17 protein-coding genes are annotated in these 21,499 nt (G+C 68.5%); 10 read left to right on the forward strand and 7 right to left on the reverse strand.

The annotated features are described in order from the left end of the window. Positions 1-127: 127 nt before the first annotated feature. The gene (locus Ae331Ps2_RS31640) at positions 128-574 is read right to left on the reverse strand and encodes an ImmA/IrrE family metallo-endopeptidase (protein WP_139317229.1); all 447 of its coding nucleotides are present in this window, start codon (positions 572-574) and stop codon (positions 128-130) included. Positions 575-1,537: 963 nt separating this feature from the next. Between Ae331Ps2_RS31640 and Ae331Ps2_RS32365 the strand changes: the two genes are divergently transcribed. Then, positions 1,538-1,879: a hypothetical protein gene (locus Ae331Ps2_RS32365; RefSeq protein WP_139317227.1), complete on the forward strand. Its 342-nt coding sequence runs from the start codon at positions 1,538-1,540 to the stop codon at positions 1,877-1,879. A gap of 427 nt (positions 1,880-2,306) precedes the next feature. Next, positions 2,307-3,956: a hypothetical protein gene (locus Ae331Ps2_RS29295; RefSeq protein ID WP_139319261.1), complete on the forward strand. Its 1,650-nt coding sequence runs from the start codon at positions 2,307-2,309 to the stop codon at positions 3,954-3,956. Positions 3,957-4,377: 421 nt separating this feature from the next. Here the strand turns inward: Ae331Ps2_RS29295 and Ae331Ps2_RS29300 are convergent, their stop codons facing one another. After that, positions 4,378-4,809 carry a hypothetical protein gene (locus Ae331Ps2_RS29300; protein WP_139319140.1) on the reverse strand — a complete coding sequence of 144 codons (432 nt, stop codon included), beginning with the start codon at positions 4,807-4,809 and terminating at the stop codon, positions 4,378-4,380. A 966-nt stretch (positions 4,810-5,775) separates the two neighbouring features. After that, entirely contained in the window at positions 5,776-6,219 is a 444-nt protein-coding gene (locus Ae331Ps2_RS29305) for a hypothetical protein (protein ID WP_075313314.1), read from the reverse strand. A gap of 2,173 nt (positions 6,220-8,392) precedes the next feature. Between Ae331Ps2_RS29305 and Ae331Ps2_RS29310 the strand changes: the two genes are divergently transcribed. The 7 genes from Ae331Ps2_RS29310 (at position 8,393) to Ae331Ps2_RS29345 (ending at position 16,702) form a co-directional block, all read left to right on the forward strand. Beyond that, positions 8,393-9,604 carry a hypothetical protein gene (locus Ae331Ps2_RS29310; protein ID WP_139319142.1) on the forward strand — a complete coding sequence of 404 codons (1,212 nt, stop codon included), beginning with the start codon at positions 8,393-8,395 and terminating at the stop codon, positions 9,602-9,604. Between the two features lie 181 nt (positions 9,605-9,785). After that, positions 9,786-10,226 (forward strand): hypothetical protein, encoded by a 441-nt coding sequence (locus Ae331Ps2_RS31645; RefSeq protein ID WP_139317245.1) that lies wholly within the window; start codon positions 9,786-9,788, stop codon positions 10,224-10,226. Between the two features lie 532 nt (positions 10,227-10,758). Beyond that, positions 10,759-11,082 carry a hypothetical protein gene (locus tag Ae331Ps2_RS29325; protein WP_139319143.1) on the forward strand — a complete coding sequence of 108 codons (324 nt, stop codon included), beginning with the start codon at positions 10,759-10,761 and terminating at the stop codon, positions 11,080-11,082. Then, positions 11,079-11,525 (forward strand): hypothetical protein, encoded by a 447-nt coding sequence (locus tag Ae331Ps2_RS29330; RefSeq protein ID WP_075302849.1) that lies wholly within the window; start codon positions 11,079-11,081, stop codon positions 11,523-11,525. The genes Ae331Ps2_RS29325 and Ae331Ps2_RS29330 overlap by 4 nt, the downstream gene beginning before the upstream one ends. Before the next feature lie 6 nt (positions 11,526-11,531). Then, positions 11,532-12,635, forward strand: a complete 1,104-nt coding sequence (locus Ae331Ps2_RS31650) for a hypothetical protein (protein ID WP_139319144.1) — start codon at positions 11,532-11,534, stop codon at positions 12,633-12,635. Between the two features lie 174 nt (positions 12,636-12,809). Then, positions 12,810-15,113 (forward strand): ATP-binding protein, encoded by a 2,304-nt coding sequence (locus tag Ae331Ps2_RS29340; protein WP_139319262.1) that lies wholly within the window; start codon positions 12,810-12,812, stop codon positions 15,111-15,113. 176 nt (positions 15,114-15,289) lie between these two features. Beyond that, on the forward strand, positions 15,290-16,702 hold the full coding sequence (locus tag Ae331Ps2_RS29345) for a CitMHS family transporter (RefSeq protein WP_254864924.1): 1,413 nt from the start codon (positions 15,290-15,292) through the stop codon (positions 16,700-16,702). Positions 16,703-17,243: 541 nt separating this feature from the next. Here Ae331Ps2_RS29345 and Ae331Ps2_RS29355 read toward each other — a convergent pair. The 3 genes from Ae331Ps2_RS29355 to Ae331Ps2_RS29365 all read right to left on the reverse strand — a co-directional run bounded on the left by Ae331Ps2_RS29355 (position 17,244) and on the right by Ae331Ps2_RS29365 (position 19,446). Further along, entirely contained in the window at positions 17,244-18,263 is a 1,020-nt protein-coding gene (locus tag Ae331Ps2_RS29355) for a tripartite tricarboxylate transporter substrate binding protein (RefSeq protein ID WP_083696424.1), read from the reverse strand. Positions 18,264-18,397: 134 nt separating this feature from the next. Further along, positions 18,398-18,733 carry an IS3 family transposase gene (locus Ae331Ps2_RS34470; protein WP_083696427.1) on the reverse strand — a complete coding sequence of 112 codons (336 nt, stop codon included), beginning with the start codon at positions 18,731-18,733 and terminating at the stop codon, positions 18,398-18,400. A 239-nt stretch (positions 18,734-18,972) separates the two neighbouring features. Next, positions 18,973-19,446, reverse strand: a complete 474-nt coding sequence (locus tag Ae331Ps2_RS29365) for a hypothetical protein (protein ID WP_139317242.1) — start codon at positions 19,444-19,446, stop codon at positions 18,973-18,975. Between the two features lie 353 nt (positions 19,447-19,799). On the opposite strand from Ae331Ps2_RS29365, the gene Ae331Ps2_RS34055 reads away from it, so the two are divergent. After that, positions 19,800-20,759, forward strand: a complete 960-nt coding sequence (locus Ae331Ps2_RS34055) for a hypothetical protein (RefSeq protein ID WP_075329862.1) — start codon at positions 19,800-19,802, stop codon at positions 20,757-20,759. A 191-nt stretch (positions 20,760-20,950) separates the two neighbouring features. Here the strand turns inward: Ae331Ps2_RS34055 and Ae331Ps2_RS29375 are convergent. Next, the coding region (locus tag Ae331Ps2_RS29375) for a class I SAM-dependent methyltransferase (protein WP_217695664.1) at positions 20,951-21,499 on the reverse strand (549 nt) is incomplete at its 5' end.

Consider the following 21,499-nt stretch of genomic DNA (forward strand, 5'->3'; position numbering starts at 1 on the left):
GCAGGTTCCCGGTGGGGCGACGCCGCGCGGGCTGATTCACCAAAAGTCGCGACAAAAACGCTATTGCAAGCACGCACCATACAGCTATAGCGGTGATACCCACGGTGAGGCCGCCGAATCGGGAAGGTCAGAAGATATCGATTGCATCCATTATCGGTTCGCCTGAGATACTGCACTTGCTGACCATGACGGCGCGGTAGTTCCAGTACTGGAGCATGGCAGCAAAGTGCTCGGCATCGTTTTCTTGAGGAGACTCAAAACAGTCTCGGCGAAGACAGCGGCGCCGCATCACGCCAGGAGGAAGATGCGGAGCCACCATCCTCACCACATCATCATCGCCACCGGCTCCCAGCTGATGCCCCAGCGTCATGTGGCCGATCTCGTGTAAAATTGTCCTGGTGCGCTGCCGAGGCGCCAGATTCGCATCGTGGAAGATAAAATCTTCGGCATCACATTCTACCCACAGCCCAAATATACGTGGGTCGGGAAAATTGAATGCCACGACCTGTAGGGGTCGTCTGCGGTTCTCCCCGACCTTCCGACAGAACTCATCCAGATCCAGCGGGAACGTCATGCCGAGATCACGGACCAGCCCGCTCGCCCGTGCTTCCACTCCCTGTCCCGGCCAGCACAAAAGCGGCAACCTTCGCGGCCCAAACTTTCCCAGCACAGCCTGCTCACTCCCTACTCAACATCCTAGATAAGGTTGTCACCCAAGTTAGGTGAGCCCAGCTCCACTCCAGAATCACCAGGCGTCAAGGTCTTCATCGGCCGGTACCTCAAAAGATCGTAGACGCGCTTGATCCCGCTGCTTACCCAGCGGTCGCCCACCAGGGAGCGTGTTCACAAAATCGTGGAGCCACGACCGCATCTCAGAGTCCAGACTCGCTGCGCGCGCCGCGATACCGCGCACCTTAGCGTCACGTAAACTCGCGACCAACTGAAGTTCCTCGTGAATCACTTTCGCAGCCGAGCCGCTCTCTGCGAAATAACCTACGGGCACTTCAAAAAATCGGGCCAAGGCCTGCAAAGTATGCAAGGTCGGATTCGTTCGAAAACCTCGCCTGAGAAGGCCTATATAGTTCTCGCTGAGGGTTGGCTCACCGTTCTTAGAATTTTCCGCCAACCAATTAGCCACCTCCCGATTCGTAGGCGGATCCTCCCCCGGGCGATGCATCGTCGCGAAGGCTTGATTTATCTTGTCCGCAAACGTAAGCGAACAATCCTCCTCGATAGCTGACATCAACGCATCGTCCTCTCCAGGGCCAGGGCCAGGGCCAGGGCCAGGGCCAGGGCCAGGGCCAGGGCCAGGGCCAACCGTAGCAGCGTCCCGCATCGCCACACGGACGGATCAGTCAGCGTCGTCGTCCGACGCACCTCTGCTGAACTAGGGAGTTGACGCCGTCGTCAGAGGGTGCCACTCTTTCGGTCGCGCGCCGTGACGGCGCGATCACTCACCACTGCCGGAGCTGACTGGCCGGCGCTGTGAGGTTGGCTGCGCGTCGCGTGCAGGTACTTCGTCTCCCCGGAGGTCACGATGCTCGATCCGTCCCCCGCCGATCCGGATCCCGCACGGCAGTGGATGCCGCCGGGGCTCGTCCCGACCCGTCCTGTCCGGCGGGCGGGTCGTGGTGGGGTGGATGTGGAGGAGAACTGGTTGCGGGACAAGATCCTCGCGGCGACCCGGGAGTTGGTGTGTGCGGCGGAGAAGGTCCGTAACCCGTACGGGGCGACGCTGGAGGATCAGGCGCCGGCGGCGTGGCATGTCCGGACCACCCAAGCGATCCTCGATGACTGCGTCGAGCACCTCGACGACCTAGACGACCGCGATGGACGCCACGGGCCCGGCGGGCCACCCCAGCGGTCGACACGCCCGTAAGAGCGGCCACCGACCGGGCCAGTAGCCGGGTCTGGCAAGATCAGACAGTGAGCTGGCTCTTCCGGCTCTTCCGGCTCTTCCGGCTCTTCCGGCTCTTCCGGCTCTTCCGGCTCTTCCGGCTCTTCCGGCTCTTCCGGCTCTTCCGGCTCTTCCGGGACCCGGATGGCAGGACCTCTGAGGGAGCAGATCCCCGACCAGACGAAGGACCGACGACGATGACCACCTAGACCGCTCAGGACAGCAGCCACATGCTGGTTGTCCTTTGATCTCAATTCGATATGGCGGGCTGAAGCAGCATCGGCAGCAGTATGTGCTTCAGAACGACGTAGGGCCCGACCTGTCGGCCGGGCCCTACGAAGGAAGTACAACGGAGTTCCAGCTCCGCTCCTTCAGCCCCCACACGCTCACCTGAAGGAGCAAAGACGCGTTGAAGGCGTATCTCAAGGATAACTCGGCCAGTCAAGATCCGGCAACACCCCCTGGCGAGGCCTCCCGGGATGTGTGTGGGTGTGTGGTTCGGGCCGGTCTCGATGTCGGGCTCTGGGCGCTGAACCCGCTCGACCCGGGTGAGCTGGCTGCTGTGGCCGCGGTGACGGGCGCGGCGGGCTGGTCGGGGGCGGGCGTGCTGTCGCTGTCTGGCCCGCCAGCGCCGCGGATGTGTACGCACTGTGTGCGCCGGTCCGGTCGTGCGCGGGGCACGGTGTTGGACTCGGTGGTCTGCGATCGGTGCTGGGCGGCGATCACCGGTGATGCTGACCCCGGGGCCGGTGACGCCGAGGCCGCCGGGGTCCTGCCGCGGACTGCCCGGGACTGGCGCGAGGCTATCGAGGCATCGACCTGGTATCAGCAGGCGCGTCGTGATGTCCGCCGCCGGTTGGACCCTCTGCTCAACGAGCTGGCGCTGCGCGCGGACTGGGCTGATCATTACACGTGGCCGACCTGGGCTCGTTTGCAGGAGGTTTCGGGGTGGGCGCGGTCCTCGGTCGCGTCCTGGCTCGCGAAGCTGCGTGAGGCCGGCTGGTTGCTGCTGGTCGAGTCCGGTTCGACCCCGCAGTACCGCGGGCCGCTCCAGACCGCGATCCTGGGCCGGTGCGGGAACCGGGCAGCGGTCTACCAACTCCGCCTGCCCGACCACGCGGTCACCGAGTCGAACACCGCCAAGCACCGCGACCGCGACCGCCCGCTCACCGAGATCGGCGACATCCCCTCCGAAACCACGTCGGCGGGCCCTCTCGAGACCTCGTCGGGGTCGTTGCGCGGCGAAAGTTGGACCCCAACGGGGTTTACTCTTACCGAAGGTAAGAGTTCTGTTCATACGCGCGCGAAAACGATCATCCACAACCCGGCCCAAGGCCGGGCCAGGGCCGGTGCCCGGACCGCTACGCGGTCCCCGCAACCAGCACGGCCAGCACGGCTGGCGCGGCCGGAGCCGCCCTGCCACGCCCGGCGTTACGGGGACTGGTTCGATGACCGGGTGCCGCGCACCGGGGGGGAGATGCTCGCCGCCGCACGCCAGCTCCGCGACGACCCCCTGCTCGCGCGGTTGTCCCCGCGGGCGATCCGGGCACGGATGAAACCCTTCTGGCAGGCCGGATGGACCAACAACGACCTACGCCACGCCCTGGCACACCAGCCCACACCCGAGCCCACACCTGCTGGACCCACACGCCCGGTCGAGCGCTGCCCCGCCTCCCAGGTCCGCTGGCCTACGGCGTGGCTCCGCCACCGCCTCGCACCCTGGACCGGCCCGGACGGGCCCCTCACCGCCCCACACCTCGACGCCGAACGCCGTGCCGGCCTCGCGGCCCGGCACGGCCACGCCGCCGCCGGGCGGCTGCCCTACGGCCACACCCAGCTCACCGTCGCCGCGCTACACGCTGACGACCAGCAGCGCACTCAGGCCCGGGCCACCCTGGTCCGTAACCAGGCCCGCGACCGCCACGCACTCCTCACCGGGCTCGTCCCCGACCACGATGTCATTTCCGTTGGCGCCCGCGAGACCGCCTACGCACAGATCACCGCTCTACTCGCCGACCGGCGGTCCCGACGCCCCAGCTCGACCGGAACGTCATGCTGAACACCAACACCCGCACCCGGCCGCGCGCTGCCGCGTCGCACGAACGGTGCTGCCGCGCCGCTTCCGGTCCTCGCCCGCTAGCGCGGACTGCGGTCCGGGTCGACTTGCCCACGACCCAGCGGTCACCCACAGCGGTCACACGCCCGCCACACCCGCTACGAGCACCTCTGCTGCGGTCATCAACGGTCCCCGACCAACAACCGGCCAGGACAACACGAGCGGCACGGAGAACACCAGCAGCTCCGCCCAGGATCCGAACGCTCGACACACCGCCAGTGTTAACCGCCGCCGAGCGGCGATGGTGCCCGCCGCGTGGTGCGTACGGTAAAAGCGCTGGTCCCGATACCTGCGACGCGATCATGTCGCGGGCCCCAGCCGCCCAGCCAGTCACCCGGGAGCCGGGTCGGAACGGCCGACGCTGTCAGAGGAAGCCGCCGCGGATCAGGTCCACGCCCAGCTGCTGCTTCAGCATCTGCCGCAGCGGCCCGGGTGCCGTCTCGGCGACGACCAGCCGGTCCACCGTGCGGGTGTAGAGCTGTTCCGCGGCTTCGGCGCGTTCCACGGCGGCCACCTGAGCCAACGGCCCCCACGGGGCTTGCGCGGCAGCCTGGAACGCCGCCCGCAGCACCCGCCGGCCGTGCACCCGCCCGCGCCGCCGATCCCCAGCGGTCACGGCCACCATCACCGCCAGGGCCCGCCCGATCTCCGCGCGTACCGACGCGCCCGCCACGACGTCATGATCCTCCACCACCCGACCCGCCGCACCGGCCTGCTCGGCCCGCAACGCCTGCCGTAACGGCACCGCCAACGCCTCCGCCGCCGCATCAGAAACATCGAAGGTCTGAACCACCACCCACGACCGCATATCGCCCTCTTCCCTCGTCGCCCTGCGCTGAGGCCGGCATCCCCACCGCATCCTGACCGCATCCACCCGGACTCTCCACCAGCACCAGCACCAGCACCAGCCCAGGCATCCCCTCTCCAGGCTGACCTACCCCGACCAGCGGAAACGACCCGCCCCATGATCGACACACGCCGCGGAGGGTGCTGCTATCCATCCTTGCCCGATAGCTCTGAACAGCTCTCTGACCTGGGGATTCGCGAACCCGCCGGGCTGACCGGGCCTTAGCACCGGCCGCCCGCACACCCTGCACCCATTACCGCGACCAGACATCGAGAAGTAGTGAGACCAGCAGAAACGACCCCAATCCATGATCATCATGTGGGGTCGCGCCTCCGGTCTCCGGTGTCGCCCGGCGCCCTGCGGACCCGGCTCCGAGGGCTCTGACCTGCAGATATTTGCGATAGAAGGCCCCTGGCCCGGGTGTCGCCGTGCGCCGCGCATGTCCCGCCAGGAAAGGGCGACATGCTATCGACAAGTGCCCGGACCAGCAGAAACCCCCTGGATCGGTGATCAACCGACCCCCTCGTTGCCGGTCCTGCCCGGCGATGCTCGCCGGGATCTTCATGTCGCTGACCTGGGCATTCACTCGACCCGGGGCCTTCACGGCTGCCGCCGCCGCCCGAGCGCCACTCCCGCGCCGATCCCGCCGAGCGGGTATCGGGAAGTGCCCGGACCAGCGGAAACGGCCCAGAGGAGCGATCATGAACGTTGGAGGGTGGCATGCTGCCGGACACCTGCACCGCCCGTGACGCTCTGACCTGGGGATCCCTCCCGGAAAGGACTTCGCCGGCGGTGCCACCCAGCGCTGTGCAGCGTGCCGCGCGCCGCGTGTTGCGGGCGGTGAAAGTGCTGGTCCCGATACCTGTGGGGCGATCTTGATGCAGTTGTCGAAGCTGGCCTGCTGCGCGGCGGCTGTTACGAGTCAGGTCTCAGGGCCACTTGCTCACCGATCGGCTCCTCGTCGACGACCGGTCGGGCCCCTGTGGACTCGTAGAGGGCCTCCGCGGCGTCGACGCGTTCCTCGACGGGCAGATGACCCAACGGCCCGCCCGGATCGACCACCGCGGCAAGGAACGCCCGCCGCAACACCCGCTGCGCCGCCGCCCGCCCCCGCCGCCGGTCCCCGGCCCCGACCACTACCTGCATCACCAATGCACTCCCGGTCAGCTCCCGCAGCTCAGCACCGCCCTCGACGTAGAAGTCCTGCAGCAGGTGGGCGTCCGGGCCGCGCGCCTCGGCCTCCAACGCTGCCTGCAGCGGCACCACCACCGCCCGCGCGGTCTCGTCGGTGACCTCGAAAACCTGCCCCGCCGCCCACACCCGATTCCTCATCGGCTCCTCGCTCCGCTCCTCGTCCACACCCACAACGCCATCACCCAGGCACCATCACCCAGGCGCCATCACACCCGCCCGGACCAGCGCAAACACCCCACACCATGATCGAGGCGAGGGTCCGCGCCAGTGGTGTCCAGGCAGGCACCCGCCACCACTGCACCGGCACCGACCTGGGAATCCTCCCGAACCCACCGCCGCCCTGCAGCAACACCTCCGGCCCCGACTTCACCTCCGGCCGGGGCGATACGCCATCGACAACTGCCCGGACCAGCGGAAACAAGCCGATGCATGGTCAACCAGTGGCTCCGCGCGTCCGGCCCTCGGAGTCGATGACCCGGCGAGGTTGGGTCTCTGACCTGGGGATTCTCTCAGGCTCAGGTCGGCCGCTCACCGCCGCCGGCCGCTCGCGCCACCCTCATGCCGACATGCGACAGGGCGTCGACAAATACCGGGACCAGCGGAAACGATCCGTTTCATGATCGCCCCACCGGGCGCCGGAGGCCCTCCGGGTGAGGTGTTCGCTCCCTGGATCGCTCCTCTGACCTGCGGATGTATCCGTACGTGGCCCGCCCCGGGGGGAGTCACCACTCGCGCCCGCCGCCCGCGACGCTCCGGGCGATCAGGTGTCGGTAAGTGTCGGGACCAGCGGAAACGCCACACAGAAACGATCATGGATACCGTCAGGCCCTGACGCTCGGCGCGACCCGTAGGGCCGCGACGCCTTGACCTGGGGATTCCTCTTGGTGCCGGGTTCGGTGCCGGTGTCATCCGGCCGTGTCCGACGCACCGCCCGACGTCTGATGCGTGAGGTGAAAGTGCTGGTCCCGCTACCTGTGGAGCGATCATGGGACGCCTTCTGCGCGGCCAGGCGAGCAGAGCTGCCCGGGTCGTCCGCGGCGGAGCACTCAGTGTCGGAACGTTCGGGGTCGGAACGTTCGGTGTTGGCGTGTTCGGCCGCGCCCGTGCCCTGCTATCCGCCGCCGATCCCGGGCCGCCTCGGGTCGCTGCCGCCCGCCCCTCGGGCCGAACCCAGCGGCTGTGGCCGGCCGGGAGGTTGCCGCGCCGGATCGTGGGCCACCCCGTTCCCGTCACCGTCGCTCACGGCGCCGGCTGCCGCCTAACCGGCGTGGCCGCCGCGACCGCGCGGGTGGCGCCCTCCAGGTTCGCGTCACGGTCCCGCGACGCAGTCCCGGGTGTTATCGAGCGCCTGGTGCATGAGTGTTCGGCCGTACCCGCTCAAGGTTTGCGCGGCGGCGTCTCCTTGTGTGTCTCGGTGGGTGTCTCCGGTGGAAATCCCGGGCTCCTCGCGCGCGTGCGTGACGCGCGCTTACGCGCGCATCGCGTTGAGCCTGGCCCGTCGGTGTGTCTGGCGAGGAATTTTCCTCGCCGGCATCTCGGTCGGCGCCGCCGGATCTCTCGAGCGTCCGACACGTGACACCGCCGCCGCCGCCGCCGACACCGCCGCCGACGACGCCGCCGCCGCCGGTGTGGTTGTTGCTGCTGCGATCGGTCGCGGTCCTCGGTCGGATCGTGGTGCGGCGCCGGTCGCCGGCTCGCCGCCGGCCGGCTCGCGTCCGGCCGGATCGCTGGCTGTGGGTCTCTGCCGGGGGTGCCGGTTGTGCCAGCCTGTCGGGCTGGTCGCGGCGGGTGCGTGGCCGGTGCTGCTGGTGGCCCTCGACGCCGGGGCCCGCCGGGGCGAGCCCGGGTTTTTCCTGGCGGAAATTTCCTCGGTGGTCGGTGACTGGTGCGGGTCTCAACGCGATGTGCGCGTGGGCGCGCGTCGCGCTCGCGCGCGAGGCGCCCCGGAAAATTTCCCTTCGGCGGCATCCGCTGCGGCTGTGATCGCCGGGTCCCGCATGGGCCGTCGGCTGGGTGCGGTATCGGATGCGGTGGGTGTCCGGGCGGTGACGGCGGGTCGAGGTCCGGTCTTGTCACCGGGCCGGGCGGGGTGCTAGACATGGAAAAGACCGCCCGGCTGCTGCTGGGTGGGCGACCGACACCCCGGACATAGATCCGGGGCGCCGGTCTCACCAACCAACCTGCTGAAACGAAACAGGTGATCGGCTGTGAGGCATCCTGCCTGCACGATGTTCAATGTTCCACCTCCGGGTGGGGCGAGTCTTCCGGATGAGGGTCTGGGCTGTGAGTGGCTCGGCTGGTTCCCGGATGGGTGGACCGAGACGCTGATCGATCGCCTGTGGGCGTCGATCCCGCTGCCGCGTGGTTCTGCGTCGGTCTGGTCGCCGGGGTGGGCCCGATGAACGGCTCTCGCCCGAACGGCTCTCGCTCGAACGGTTCCCGGCCGCAGGGGTGGGCAGAGGGCCTGATCCCCACTGCGGCCCCTGGCGCTGATCCGGGCGCCGGTCCCGATGGCTCTGATGTGGCGGCGCCGCGGCTGATCGGTGAGGCCCGGTTGCTGGCTCGTGAGGTGGCTCAGGCCCGCGCGGTCGTGGCGTTGCAGGACGATCCGGCTCTGGTGCAGGCGCGGTCGGCGCGTGAGCGCCGCGCGGACCGCCGGGTCGCCGAGAAGCTGCGTGGCGCGGAGCGGGCGGAGGCCCGGCGGGTGCGGATGGGTGAGATCGCCGCTGCTCGTGGGGAGCGTCGGGAGGCCGGCTGGGCCGGGCGTGCGGTCGCGAACCGGGACCGGTTGCTGAACCCCGATCGCCGGCTGACGTCGACGTATCGGCGTTATGTCGGGTTGTCGATGGTGCCGCCGGCGTTGATCGCCGCGGGTGTGCTGTTCATGTCGGTGACCGTGCATGACGGTGTGGTCGGTGTCGACGGCCCGTGGTACGGGTATCTGATCGAGCCTCTGGCGTCGGTGCTGCTGGTCGTGTCGTTGTTCGTCGGGTTCACTGCGGTGCAGCACGGCCGCCGGATCCCCCGCGGCCTGTATGCCCTGGACGCCGGTCTGGCTGGGGCGTCGCTTGCTCTGACGGTGGTGCCGTGGGGTGTGCGGTATGGCTTCGACCCGGGGTCGACCCTGGCTCATGTGTTGCCGCCGCTGCTGGTTGCCGCCGCGGTCGTTGTCCAGCATGTGTTGCATTCGGTGTTCCGGCCGATCTTCGCCGAGCTGTATGACGAGCTCGCCCCGACCCGTCTGGATGAGGCGTCGGCGGACACGGTGGTGCTCTATGAGCGGACCCGCCGCGCTGTGGCCGATGGTCTGATTCCTGCTCCGGGGGTGTCGGGGGAGCGTGCGGGGTCGGTGTCGCGGGAGGCGATCCGTAAGACCTTCGGCGTGGGTAAGTCCCGGGCTCAGCTGGCCGGTGACGCCTATGACCACGTCACCGCGTTCCTGCACCGCACCGCCGCGTCGCCCGCCGCTACGGCGTTCGGTTCGCCGACGGCGTCTGGTCGTGCGGCGGCGGGGCGTGTGAACGGTGTCCGGGTCGCTGCTCTGGCCTAGCCGGGCTGCGTCCCCGCCCCCTCCGGGCGGTCAGTCCTGACCGTTTCGGTGTGAGTGTCTGTCTGGTTCTGTCTCGTTCTTTCTCGGGCTGTCTTCGTCTGGCTGTAGCTGCTGTAGGGGTGACTGTGCGAGCGAAGGTGTCCGTTATCTCCTGCTTCTTCCTTTTTGGGGTGAGGTTTGCGTGTCTGTTGTCGTGTCGTCATCGGGGCTGTCTCGTCAGGTTTCTCGTCGTTCGCCGGTCCATTCGCTGGATCACCCGTCGGGCCGGTCGGGTCTCCCGAGCGATCCGGGTCAGTTGTCGTTGCTTCCGCCGGAGCGGGTGCGGGTGCGTCGTCCGCGGTTCGCGCCGCATCCGGTGCGGGCTGCGGTGTCGCGGTGGGTGCCGCGGCTGGTGGCTGTGGTGTCGTCGGTGCCGGTGCTGCTCGGTGCCGGTGGTGTCGGGTTCAGTGTGTTTGTGCTGGTGGGGGCGATGTTCCCGGCGGCCGGGGACTGGTCGGTGCCGCGGGTCGTGATGGGGGTGGCGGCGGTGGTGGTGTGGTGCGGCGTCGCCGGGCTGGTGGTCCGGGCTTGTGAGTACCGGCGTGCTGTGGGGCGTGGTGTGGGTCGGGGTGGTCGGCGGTGAGCGGGTATCGCCGTCGCGCCGCTGTGTTGTCCGGTGGGGAGGCGGAGACGGTGTTGCGTCGTGGTCGCCGTGATCGGCGCAGGTCGCGGTTCGTGGTGCGTTTCGCTGCGGCGGGGAGCGATGTGGAGCGGCTGTGTGCGGCGTTCGATTACGCCCGGGGTGCGGCGAGTAGGCGGCATCCGGACCCGGCTGAAGCGTCGCGGCTGGTCGAGTCGGCGACCTCGGCGCTGGTCACGGCGGGGGATCGGCTCCTGGAGCTGCAGGCGCGGGAGCCGCTGAGGACGGGAAGGGCCCAGCGATGAGCGCGGCAGCGAGTACAGCGGCGAGTACAGCGGCGAGTACAGCGGCGAGCGCGGCGTCGGTGAGTGAGTCGGCGCCGAGGGTGACTCCAGAGGTGTCGGCTGTGGCGGGGAAGGCGGGGTGGGGTCCGGTCCCGGCGGCGGGGCCGCCGTGGTGGGCGCGACTCGCCCGCAGTGTGTCGAGAGCAGTTGTCGATGCGGTGGCGGGCTGCCGGGCCGTGGTGGAGCGTCCGGTGACCGTTGCCGAGGGTCTGGAGCTGGCCCGTCGTGGTGACTGGACGTCATCGGAGCATCTGATGGTGCGTCAGGTCGCCGTCGTCCATTTCTGGGTGGTGCAGGCCCCCGCTCTGGTGGTGTCGGGGGTGGTGGGGTGGGCGTCACGGACCCCGGGCCGGCTTTGGACGGTCGGGCCGCTGGCGGTGACGGCCGCGTCGGTACTGGATCAGGTCCCGGTCGTGGGTTTGCTGGTGCCGGAGTTCGTGACCTGGTCCTACTGGACGCCGGCGTCGCTGGGGACCTGGCTGTCGGGGGCCTCGTCTGCCGGGGGCACGTCGTGAACGCGGCGGGGTGGGCGTCGACCGGGGTGGTCGCGGCGTTGGCGCTGGTCCTGGGTGGGTGGCTGAAGTACAACCAGAACTGCGCGAAGACGACGAACGCGTTGTTCCTGGTCGCGGGGACCGGGATCGGCGGGGTACTGGGCACGCTGCTGGGTCGGGTGTTCACGACGGTGTCGGGGGCGAGTTCCACGGTCACCCAGCTGTTGGGCGTGGCTGGGGGGACGGTGCTGGCGGCGGTGTGTGTGGTCGCGACGCTGGAGGTCGTGGTGAAGGGCATCCTGCCGAAGACCGCGCGCCCGAAGTCGTGGCATCCGTGGCTGGCGTTGACCGCACCGACCCTCGCGGTCGCCTCCGGTGCGCCGTTGCTGGCGGGTTTCTACAGCGTCCTGGCTCGCGGGGTCGGCGGTGCGGGTGCGGTGGCGTCGACGTGGATCACCGGGTGATCGCGGGTGGAGACGATCCTGCTGGTCGCCCTGGTCGTCTGGGGCCTGGTGAGATACGCGGGTGCGGAGGTGATCGCGACCGCGCGGGGCACCGAGCCACCCCGCCTGCGGGATCGGCGTCGTCGTGCTGAACGTGCGCATGAACGGCGTATGGCGAAAGACGCTCGCCGGTTGGGGCCGACGATCGCTGAAGCCCTGGCCGGGCGGGTGGCGGAGCGGATCGCGCACCCGCGGGGTCGGCGCGAGCCCGGCCCGGCCCGGCAAGCGTTGGGTGCGTGGTGGGCTGATGGCTGGGATTACGCCACCGAGCGCCGGCGCCGCCGTCATGAGCGGGCCGCGGCCGGGGTGCTGCGGCGGCAACGCTGGGCCCGCGCGGTGCGCGACCGCGCCGGGCAGACGACGCGGCGGCGTGGTGCGGGTGGCCGCGGCGAGTGGACGGCTCGCCCGGGACCGCCACGACCCGCGGAACGTGACACCGGCCGGACTCCGGAGGAGGAGCTGATGGTGATCACCGTCGACCCGCCCGTGACCGGGACGGCCCCGGGGAAGAAGCCCGCGGGGAAGGAAGCAGAGGACCTGCCCACCGACGGCAGCGTTCCCGAGACCGAGACCGAGACCGAGAGCGGTGTGGGTGTCGGGTGGGCGACGGTGCATCCGCTCCACCGCCCGGACCCGACCAGCACGACCAACAGCTCTGTGACCGGCAGTGACGTGACCAGTAGTGACGATGGGAAGGACGGTCTGATGACCGCGATCAGCACCAGCGCTAGCGCCAGCAGCAGCAGTGTCGGCGTTTCGGGGGCGTCGATGGGGAGTGGGGAGACCCTGGATCCGGGGAGTGCGCATCATTTCTGTGAGCAGATGCGCGGGTTGACTGAGCGGATGTTCACCGAGCTCGAGCAGTCTGTGGCCTCGTTGTCCTCGGCGGGGGTGTCGGGCGCCCCGATCACGCTGCTCGGGCAGATGCAGGAGCACGCGGCGCTGTTCCGCGACAGCGCCTCGAGCGCGCAGTCCCATTTCGCGCGGCATCTGTCGACCCAGGACCAGGTCCTGGCCGATGACTCCCTGGCAGCGACGGTGTCGGGCACCTACATCGGCACCCGCACCTGACGCGTCTTCGATGGGCTCTCGTTTGTGAATACGCAGGTCGGAGCCCATCGGGGTCAGCCCCGTCCTCGGAAACCGGTCCGTGGGTACCGGTCGTCGAGCGTCCGTGTCGTGGCGGTGCGGGGCATCACCGAACAGCACCGAACAGCACTGAATGGCTGAGTGTCTGGAGGATCGATGAGTGCGGCGATCGGGTCAGGGGTGGCCGGTGCGGCTGGGGTGAGTCCGGAGGTTCTGGCTGCGGCGTTGCAGCGCCTGACCGCCGCCGAGCCTGTCGCGGGTGGGGAGGTGGTGGTGCGGGCACGGGGGTCGGTGTTGCGGCGGGAATCCCCTGGTCAGGTTGTGGTGAGTGAGCGGGCGGAGCGGGTGCGGGCTCGGGTGTGGGCGCGGCGGGTGCCGTATCTGGCCACGGCCGCGGCCGCGGCGGCTGGGGCGCTGGGCTGGGCGGTGTGTGGTCTGGTCGCGGTCTCGGGCGGGCCGGTTGCGGCGTCGGTGACCGCCGTTGGTGCCGGGCTCACTGTGTCCGCCGGGGTGGCCGGGGCGCGGGGGTGGTGGCGGCGCCGGATCCCGTCGTCGTGGACGACGGCGTCGTGGGCGGGTGTGGTGGGTGCGGGGGTGTGGGTGGGGGCGTCGGCGGTGGTCGGCCCGGCGGATCCGGCGCTGCTCGCCGCGCTCGCGGCGGGATCGGCGGCGTGCTGGTCGGGTTGGATGGCCGCTCACCCGGTCACGGTGCCCGCGTCTGGCCTGGTGCTGGGCCACGACGAGGACGCCGGTGATGTGGGGGACGGGTTGGCGTGGCGGTGGGCTGAGAACGTCGCCGGCCGCGGGAAAGCTCTCCCCGGGTCACTGTTGACCGACCGTGCGGATTCGGCGCGGGCGGTGCGGTGGACGGTGCGGACTCCGCCCGGTGAGCTGTGTTTCGACGACATCCTGTCTCGTCGGGGCCGGATCGCCTCGGCGTTGGGTGTGTCGGGGAAACAGCTGGTGGTGGAGCCGTATCCCGATGACGAGGGCTGGGCGCAGCTGACGGTGATCATCGCTGACGTGCTCTCGAGCGGGGTCGCGTTCACCGGGCCCCGTTATGAGCACGGTGCGATCCCGTTGGGCCCGTATGCCGACGGGGAGGGCGAGATGGTCTTCCACGCGGTGGAGGCTGTCGGTGTGCGCAACGGTCTGGTGACCGGGGAGCCGGGGTCGGGGAAGTCGGCGTGTCTGGAGGCGATCGGGCTGGGTCTGGCGTCGTCGGGGTGCTGGCATGTGTTCTTCGGTGACGGTGACCCTGATGGCGGCTCCAGCCCGGTGCTCAATGATGTCGCCGATTGGGCGGAGTCGGGCCCGGAGGGTGTCCTGGCCCAGCTGGGGGCGGTGGAGGCCGCGTTGGAGGTGCGGTCGTTGCTGAAGTCCACGCTCACTGAGGGCCCGTCCGCCCCGGACGGCGTTCCCGGGGTGCTGGTGGCGATCACGGACCCGGCGGTTCAGCCGTCGGCGCGGAAGCTGTTGCCCGCCCCGGGGTTGCCGGGGCTGGTGTGGGTCATCGATGAGTTGCATCGGCTGTCGACGCATCCGGTGTTGGTGGCGGCGGATTTCATCGGACGGTTGGAGCGGGTGGTGCGGATCGGCCGTAAGTACGGGGTCGCTGTCGTGGTCGGGACGCAGTCTCTGCTGGCGCCGGACTTCGGTGGGTCGACGGTGCTGCGGAGCTTCCTGTCCGCCCGGAACCTGTTCGCGTTCCGCAACATGAACCGTAGTGAGAACGTCGTGGTCGACGGGCTTGCCGTGGCGCCGACGTCGTTGCCGGCCGGTGGTGGGTATTGCTTCGCGAGTTCGGGTGGGCGGATGGCGATGGGCCGGGTGGCGTGGGCGCCTGATCTGGGGGAGTGGGTGCGGTCGGTGCCCGGTGCCGCTCTGGATCCGGACACCGCGGCGGCGGTTCTGCGGTTCCAGCCGGCTCAGGGGCTGTCGCCGAGGGCGCGGTGGGAGGCTCAGACGGCGAAACTGGCTGCCTGGCGCCGCAGCACCGCCACCAGCACCGGCGCCAGTGGCGGCGGGGGCGTCGCCCCGGTCGTGGAGTCTGCGGCTTCGGTGGTGTTGCCGGGGTGGTCGGGTGTGTCGGTGCCGGCGGCGTTGACGGCCGCCGATGTCGTGGCTGTGCCCCTTCGGGGTGGGGAGCCAGTGGCCGGCGATGGACCCGGCCTCGATGACCTCGGGAGCAGCGCTGACCTCGGTGCTGAGGTCGGTGCTGAGGTGAGTGCTGAGGTGAGTGGGTTGTCGCCTGCGCAGTCCGAGGTGTACGCCGCTCTGTCTGCGGGGTGTTCTCGGACCGGGGAGATCGCTGCCCGGACAGGGCGGAAGGCGCCGGCGGTGTCGAAAGCGTTGACCGCGCTCGCCGCCGCAGGGCTGGCGACCAAGACCGGCCGCTACTGGGCTCTGTCGTCGCAGTCGCAGTCGTCGTGGGCGGTGTCTGCGGTGCTGGGGGCGTGACGGGGGTTTTCGTCGGGCCGGTGAGGGTGGTGAGGACGCCGGGGAGTTTCGGTCTGCAACATGATCTTTGGTTTCTTTGTGATCGTATGTTGCGGGTGGGTCGGTCTGGCTGGCTAGTGTCCGCGGATCGACCGACAATGGTGAGGGTCCACGTGCTTATTGCTCTGGGGTCCGCGATGATCGCGGTCTTCATGTTTTTGATCTTGTCGAAGCGGCTTGCTCCGACGTTGGCGCTGGTGTTGGTGCCGTTGACGTTTGCTCTGGTCGCGGTCGGTACGGGGGTCGCGGAGTCGGGGGAGGACGGGGTCGTCAAGGCGATCACGTCGGCGATGAAGGACTTCGCGCCGACGGCGGTGTTGCTGTTCTTCGCGATCATCTTCTTCGGGACGATGATCGATGTCGGGTTGTTCGACCCGTTGATCCGGTTTGTGTTGCGGGCGGTGAACAACGACCCGGTCCGGCTGGTGGTGCTGACCGCGGTGCTGGCCGGCGCGGTGTCCCTCGACGGTGATGGGTCGACGACGTTCATCATCACGGTGTCGGCGTTGTTGCCGATCTACCTGCGGCTGGGGATGAGCCCGGTGACGTTGACGGTGGTGGCGAACCTGGCCAACGGGGTCCTCAACATTTTGCCGTGGGGTGGGCCGACCGCGCGGGCGGCGACGGCGTTGAACGTGTCGCCTTCGGAGTTGTTCAACCCGATGATCCCGGGGATGGTGCTGGGGATGGTCACGGTGCTGGTCCTGGCCTGGCTCCTTGGGCGTTCGGAGCGGAAGAGGCTCGCCGCCGCGGGGCGGCCGTTGCCGGTCGTGGCCTCGGAGTTCGACCGGGTTCCCGAGCACGCCGCCGCCGGTGTCGCCGCCGCCGAGGTTGCCGGTGCCGGTGCCGGGGGTGTCGGTGGGGCGGAGTCTGCGTCGGGGGTGGGGTTCATCGATGCGGGTGGGGTTCTGGATCCGACCCGCCCGACGCTGCGGCCGAAGCTGATCTGGTTCAACCTGGTGTTGACCGTGGCGCTGCTGGTGGTGCTGGGGTTGGATGTGTTGCCGTTGTCGCTGGTGTTCGTTGCGGCGTCGGCGATCGCGTTGGTCGTGAACTTCCCCCGCCCGGTTGATCAGGTCACGGCGGTGACCGCGCACGCGTCGTCGATCGTGGCGGTGGTCGCGATGGTGTTCGCTGCGTCGGTGCTGGTCGGGGTGTTGTCGGGGACCGGGATGGTCGCGGCGATGGCGAACGGGATCATCGCGATGGTGCCGCCGGAGATCGGGTCGTGGTTCGCGGTGATCGTCAGTGTGCTGAGCATGCCGTTGACGTTCTTCCTGACCAACGACGCGTTCTACTTCGGGATCCTGCCGATCCTGTCCGAAGCGGCCGGGCATTACGGTATCTCGCCGGTGGAGATGGCTCGTGCGTCGATCATCGGGCAGCCGGTGCACATGACCAGCCCGTTGGTCCCGGCGATGTTGCTGCTGGTGTCGCTGGCCAAGGTCGATCTGGCTGATCACCACAAGAAGGTCATCTGGCGGGCTGCGGTGTGCTCGCTGGTGATGATGGCACCGGCGATTGCGCTGGGAGTCATTCCCCTGGGCTGACCAGCGCTGGATCGCCTTCCCCCGGGTGGGGCGGCCCCGACTCCCCGGGGGCCGCCCCACCGGCGTGTAGGGCGACGGCGGGTTTTCTGGCGCGGCCGAGGTCGAGGCTCCTCAGCTTGATCTTTAACCTTGGGGCGGTGCCGTGGCCGGGCCGGTGGTGCTCGGCGACACTCCGGCTCGGCGGGGCGATCTCGCCGGGTTCCGGCAGGAGTTCTACGACTCGTTGACCGCGCGGGCGGATGCGCTGTTCGAGCTCTGTGACGCCGTCCTGTGCGCGGACGGCCCGGTCCATTCACGCGTCGAGCTGACCCCTCGCCGAGAACCTGTGGTCCACGCTGAGCCTTTTCCATCGTGAGTTCGCTGGTCAGCGAACTCACGATGGAAAAGGCTGTGTACGAGCCGCAGTTCTCGTTGTCGGAGATCCGTGAATCTGTCGATGAAGCTCACGCAGCAGGTGTTCGGGTCGTTGTGCAACTCGCCGTCACGAGATGCAGCACAAACACGACGGAAAAGACTCCATCCCTGGTCGTAAAATTTATGGTTATAATATTCCAATCTCGCCGAGTACTTGACGAACACGCAAGCGCTCGGCATTCAAAAATGAGTGGAACTGGGAGGGAGACAGGTACCCATCTTGCCAATTGTTACTGGCGAGATAAGTCTTCCATTCAGCAGAGGTTGCAAGTCGCCATATGAGTTGCTCCAGCCCAGATCGCTCTGTCAGGCTTACGTCAGGAGATCCGAGCACGCCACGCCAATTTAATACTTCAACATTAACTCCGAACTCTCGCCCAGTGGGTACATCCAATCCCTTCACGCGGCTGTCGGCCATGACCGCCAGGGCCCGGAGCTCCCCCGTGCGGAGCTGGTAGGCGAACTCGCCAGCTCCTGCGGCCGCGAACGAGACCTTGCCATCGAGGAGCGCGCTCAGGAGGGGCCCTCTACCGTCGTGGGCGACGTAGCGAACTAGCTTTGGCTTCAGGTTGATGTATTCAGCGGTCAGCATCGGCGTCAGGTGATCAGGCCCCCCCGGAGAGGAGCCGCCCCCCACTGCAACAGCAGAAGGATTGTCCTTCCAATCTTTTAATAGATCGCTGAAGTTGTAGTACGGAGAGTTGGCGGACACCAGGATCGACTCAGGCTCTGTCGTGAGGCGAGCAATAGGAGCGGCTTCACTCAGTGACGAGTCAGCGTTATTCGCAATCACTCCTCCTATGAGGCCTAGCCCCATGGACATCAGCAGTCGAGAATTACCGGTATCACCGAGGAGGCGATAGAGGCCTTCGACGCCGCTGGAGCCGATAACATTGAAAATTTCAACATCGTGAGCCAGATCGGCATTCTCGAGCGCTTCGGCCATGGCCTGGGCATTGATATGGTATCCACTGCCCGGTGAGTTTGGGACAATCAATCGCAGGCCCCGTACATGCCCGTCCATGAATTCCATCAACGGCTGCTTTTCGTGGAGCGCGCCTGCGCTGAGCGCCATGGCCCCTGCACCAAAATACGCCCCCAGCTGCCGACGGGTCAATTTGCCCTTCGAGAAGGAAACGTTTGACATTCATATATCCTTTAGTGTGTGTTGGGAAAGTCCTCGCCGAAGTAGCTCCCGCGTGGTCGGAACACGAAGGCTGGCGGAACTTCCGCAGGTCGCCCGAGTGAAGCTGAGCTTCCCCCGGTTCGCCGGAGTGCGGGTTATCCGTCGGCGTCGCGCTGGGCGCGACGATAGTTGTCTTCGTACTCGTCGGGTGAGAGCCCGCCGAGGCGGGCCTGGATGCGGCGCGGGTTGTACCAGCCGTCGAGGTAGCGGATCAGGGCGTGCTCGGCGGCGCGGCGGGTCGCGAACGTGGTGCCGGGCCAGTAGAGCAGCTCGATCTTGAGCGAGGCTTTTCCAACCTGCCGTTTGACCAGGTCAGGCCGTTCCGGGGCCGTCGCACCGGGACGGCCGGTAGAGGGCTGACCTGCATCAGCGGTTATCCGTCGTGCTGCCGGAGCGGCTTCGGTGCTGCTCTGCAGACGCTCCGCGGCCAGGTTGGAAAAGCCTCAGTGAGCCTTTTTCAACCTGGCTGGGACGGGGTGGGTGGACGTCCTCCAAGGCCGCCCGATGGCCCGCCCGTTCCCTGTCGATGCAGGTCACGCCGGTGACTCCGCCAGCCTCCGACGTCGCGTCTCAAGCTTCCGACCAGGGCCAACGTCAGGTTGGAAAAGGATCAGTGCACAGGTTAAAGATCAAGCTCAGGTCAGGTCGAGCTGTCGTCGTGGGAGGGCCGTCACCAGCGGTAGCTGAATTTGTCGATCTTGAAGCCCATTTCGCGGAAGTAGGGGCTGACGACCTGGATGGTGACGGGGCCGCTGTGGCCGTTGTTGCTGACGGTGTGGCGGGTGGTGTAGGTGCCGCGGCCGTCGGCGTCGCTCATGGTGAACTCGAACTCGTAGGTGCCGGGTTCGTAGAAGCGGATGGTGATGAATCCGCCGTCGATCTCGCACCACAGTGGGTCGCCTTGGCGGCATTCGGGGTTCCCGCCGGGGCGCACGGTGGACTGGCTGGATCCGCTGTTGCCGTAGGGCTGTCCTGGCGGTGGGGTGTCGGCGTGGGCAGCGGGTGCGACGGGGGTGAGGAGCAGTGCTGCGGCCAGCGCGCCGGCGGTGGCCAGCCCGGTCACGATGCGTCGAACCAGGGGGCGTCGGGGGGAGCTCTGGTCGTGTTCAGGGAGTGTGATCGTCACGGAATGGAAGTAGATCACGGACTGTGCGTGACCGGAAGGTGGTCGTGTGTCGTGACAGCAGCCACCTGGTCGGGTGACGATGGGGTCGTGCTCGGTTCTCGTTGAAGCGTCCACGGTGTGCTCGACGGTGTGCTCGCTTCTTGTCGCGGCTGCGGGAGTCGCGGGAGTCGCGGGAGCCGCGGGTGGCGGTGGGTCGGTGAGGACGTGTCAGGGGTCCGGGTGCCGCCGCGCCACTTCCGGTCCTCGCCCGCCCGGGGGGCGGGCTGCGATCACGACGAGCTCCGGGTCGGTGTGTCGCCGACCGGGGCGGGGTCGGTGAGGGTCGTGGGTGCTCTGGTGTGGGTGTTGGCAGCGTCAGGATGCGATTATCGGTGTCGTTCACGGGTGAGATGACGGGCTGGGGGGACATCCTGATGACCGCTGACTCTGCCGCTGACTCTGGTGTTGTTGGCGCGGGTGGCGATGACTCGGCGCCGGTGTTGATTTTCGGTCGGGGGGCGATGACGCGTCTGGTCGATGGGCGGAAGACCGCGACCGTGGCTGGTGCTGATCATGAGCTGGCTGTGGGTGATGTGGTGATGGCGATGGTGCCTGGTGGGGCGGCGCGGTTGTCGTTGCGGGTGCGGCAGTGTCATCGGGTGCCGGAGGTGTCGATGGTGCCGCAGGTCGCTGCGGCGGCGGGGCTGGAGTTGTCGTCGTTCACGAAGTGCCGGTCCTGGGATGGGTATCTGCAGGGGGTGGCGCAGCAGGAGTTCCCGGGCCCGGTGTGTGTGCTGGGCCTGGCCCCGGTGGGGGGGTTGGTGGGGGAGGTTCCGCCGAAGGGTCGCCCGACACCGAAGCGGAAGCGTCAGCCGCCGCCGCCGCCGAAGCCCAAGCCGGATCCGAACGCGTCGAAGGCGGTGAAGGGTGGCTGGCTGCTGGTGGGGTCGTCGGGGCCGGTGAAGGTGACACCGTTGACGATGGTGCATCCGCTGGATAAGGCGGTGTTGCAGCAGCGGATCGGGGCGGTGATGGCGCGGCGAGCACCGTCGTTGGAGGTGCGTCGGGCGTTGGGCCCGGTGGTGGGGGCGTTGCTGGAGAAGGGGAAAGCGGGCCCGAACGGGTTGGGGAAGGCGGATCGGGAACGGCTGAAGGGTCGGCTCCCGGTGGCGGTGGCGTGGTTGTCGCAGCATCAGTTGCTGGTGCGGGGGGCGTGGAATCCGAAGTTGCTGGTGGGGCTGCGGATCCGGCATGTGGTCACCCGCGGTGGCGCCACCGCCCGGACCGCGTCTGGGACCGCGTCTGGGACCGTGTCTGGTGCTGCTGGTGGAGTTCGGGGTGGTGGGCGGTGAGTATGGCCGAGCGGATGGTGCCGTTGGGGTATCGCACCGAGCCCGGTCATGACCCGCAGGTCGCTGCCGCGGCGGCGCGGGTCGTGCTGGCGCGGGCGGTGGACGGGGCTGATGCGTCGTTGCTGATCGAGGCGTTGGGGTTGGGTGAGGGTGTCGCTGTCCTCGCCGGCCGGTGCGTCGATGGTGGCTGGTCAGACGCCGGCGATCGCGGTGACGGTGATCCAGGGTGGTGAGTGCTGGTACTCGGCCCAGTAGGCGTCGCCGAACAGGTCCCGGCCTTGCGGGGAGACCGGGCATCGGCCCCACCCGATCTCACTGAACCCTGCCGTGCGGAGGCATTCGTCGATGAGGTGTGGGTGCGGTGCGTGGAGCCGGAACGACACCGGGGGGTCGCAGTGCGCTGTGAAGACAATTTCTGTCGTGGCGGTCGAGTCCTGCGCGTCATCGGAGTCGGCATCGGGGTCGGCATCGGATGTGATGTCGAATTCGATGCCGTAGTGGCGTAGGCCTGGTCGTGACAGTGGGGAGCTGGGGTCGGTGAGCAGCGCGACGAGGCGGGTGCCGGGTCGGCAGTTCGCTCGGATGGAGGTGAGCATGGCCTCCAGCGTCGCCCGGTCGGGGGCGTAGTTGAACAGGTAGACGGCCAGGACCACGTCGTAGGTGCCGAGGTGGGGGAGTTCGGCGGCGTCGTGGACGTGGTAGGTGATCGAGGCGGGAGAGGCCTGGGAGGGACCCGAGGG

The organism is Pseudonocardia sp. Ae331_Ps2 (genome assembly GCF_001932405.1).
Classification (GTDB): Bacteria; Actinomycetota; Actinomycetes; order Mycobacteriales; family Pseudonocardiaceae; genus Pseudonocardia.

Excerpts from the sequence above, each read along its gene's own strand:
- Ae331Ps2_RS31640 (WP_139317229.1), bottom strand. The coding sequence starts at position 574 with ATGACGTTCCCGCTGGATCTGGATGAGTTCTGTCGGAAGGTCGGGGAG.
- Ae331Ps2_RS32365 (WP_139317227.1), top strand. The coding sequence starts at position 1,538 with ATGCTCGATCCGTCCCCCGCCGATCCGGATCCCGCACGGCAGTGGATG.
- Ae331Ps2_RS29340 (WP_139319262.1), top strand. The coding sequence starts at position 12,810 with ATGAGTGCGGCGATCGGGTCAGGGGTGGCCGGTGCGGCTGGGGTGAGT.
- Ae331Ps2_RS29345 (WP_254864924.1), top strand. The coding sequence starts at position 15,290 with ATGATCGCGGTCTTCATGTTTTTGATCTTGTCGAAGCGGCTTGCTCCG.
- Ae331Ps2_RS29355 (WP_083696424.1), bottom strand. The coding sequence starts at position 18,263 with ATGTCAAACGTTTCCTTCTCGAAGGGCAAATTGACCCGTCGGCAGCTG.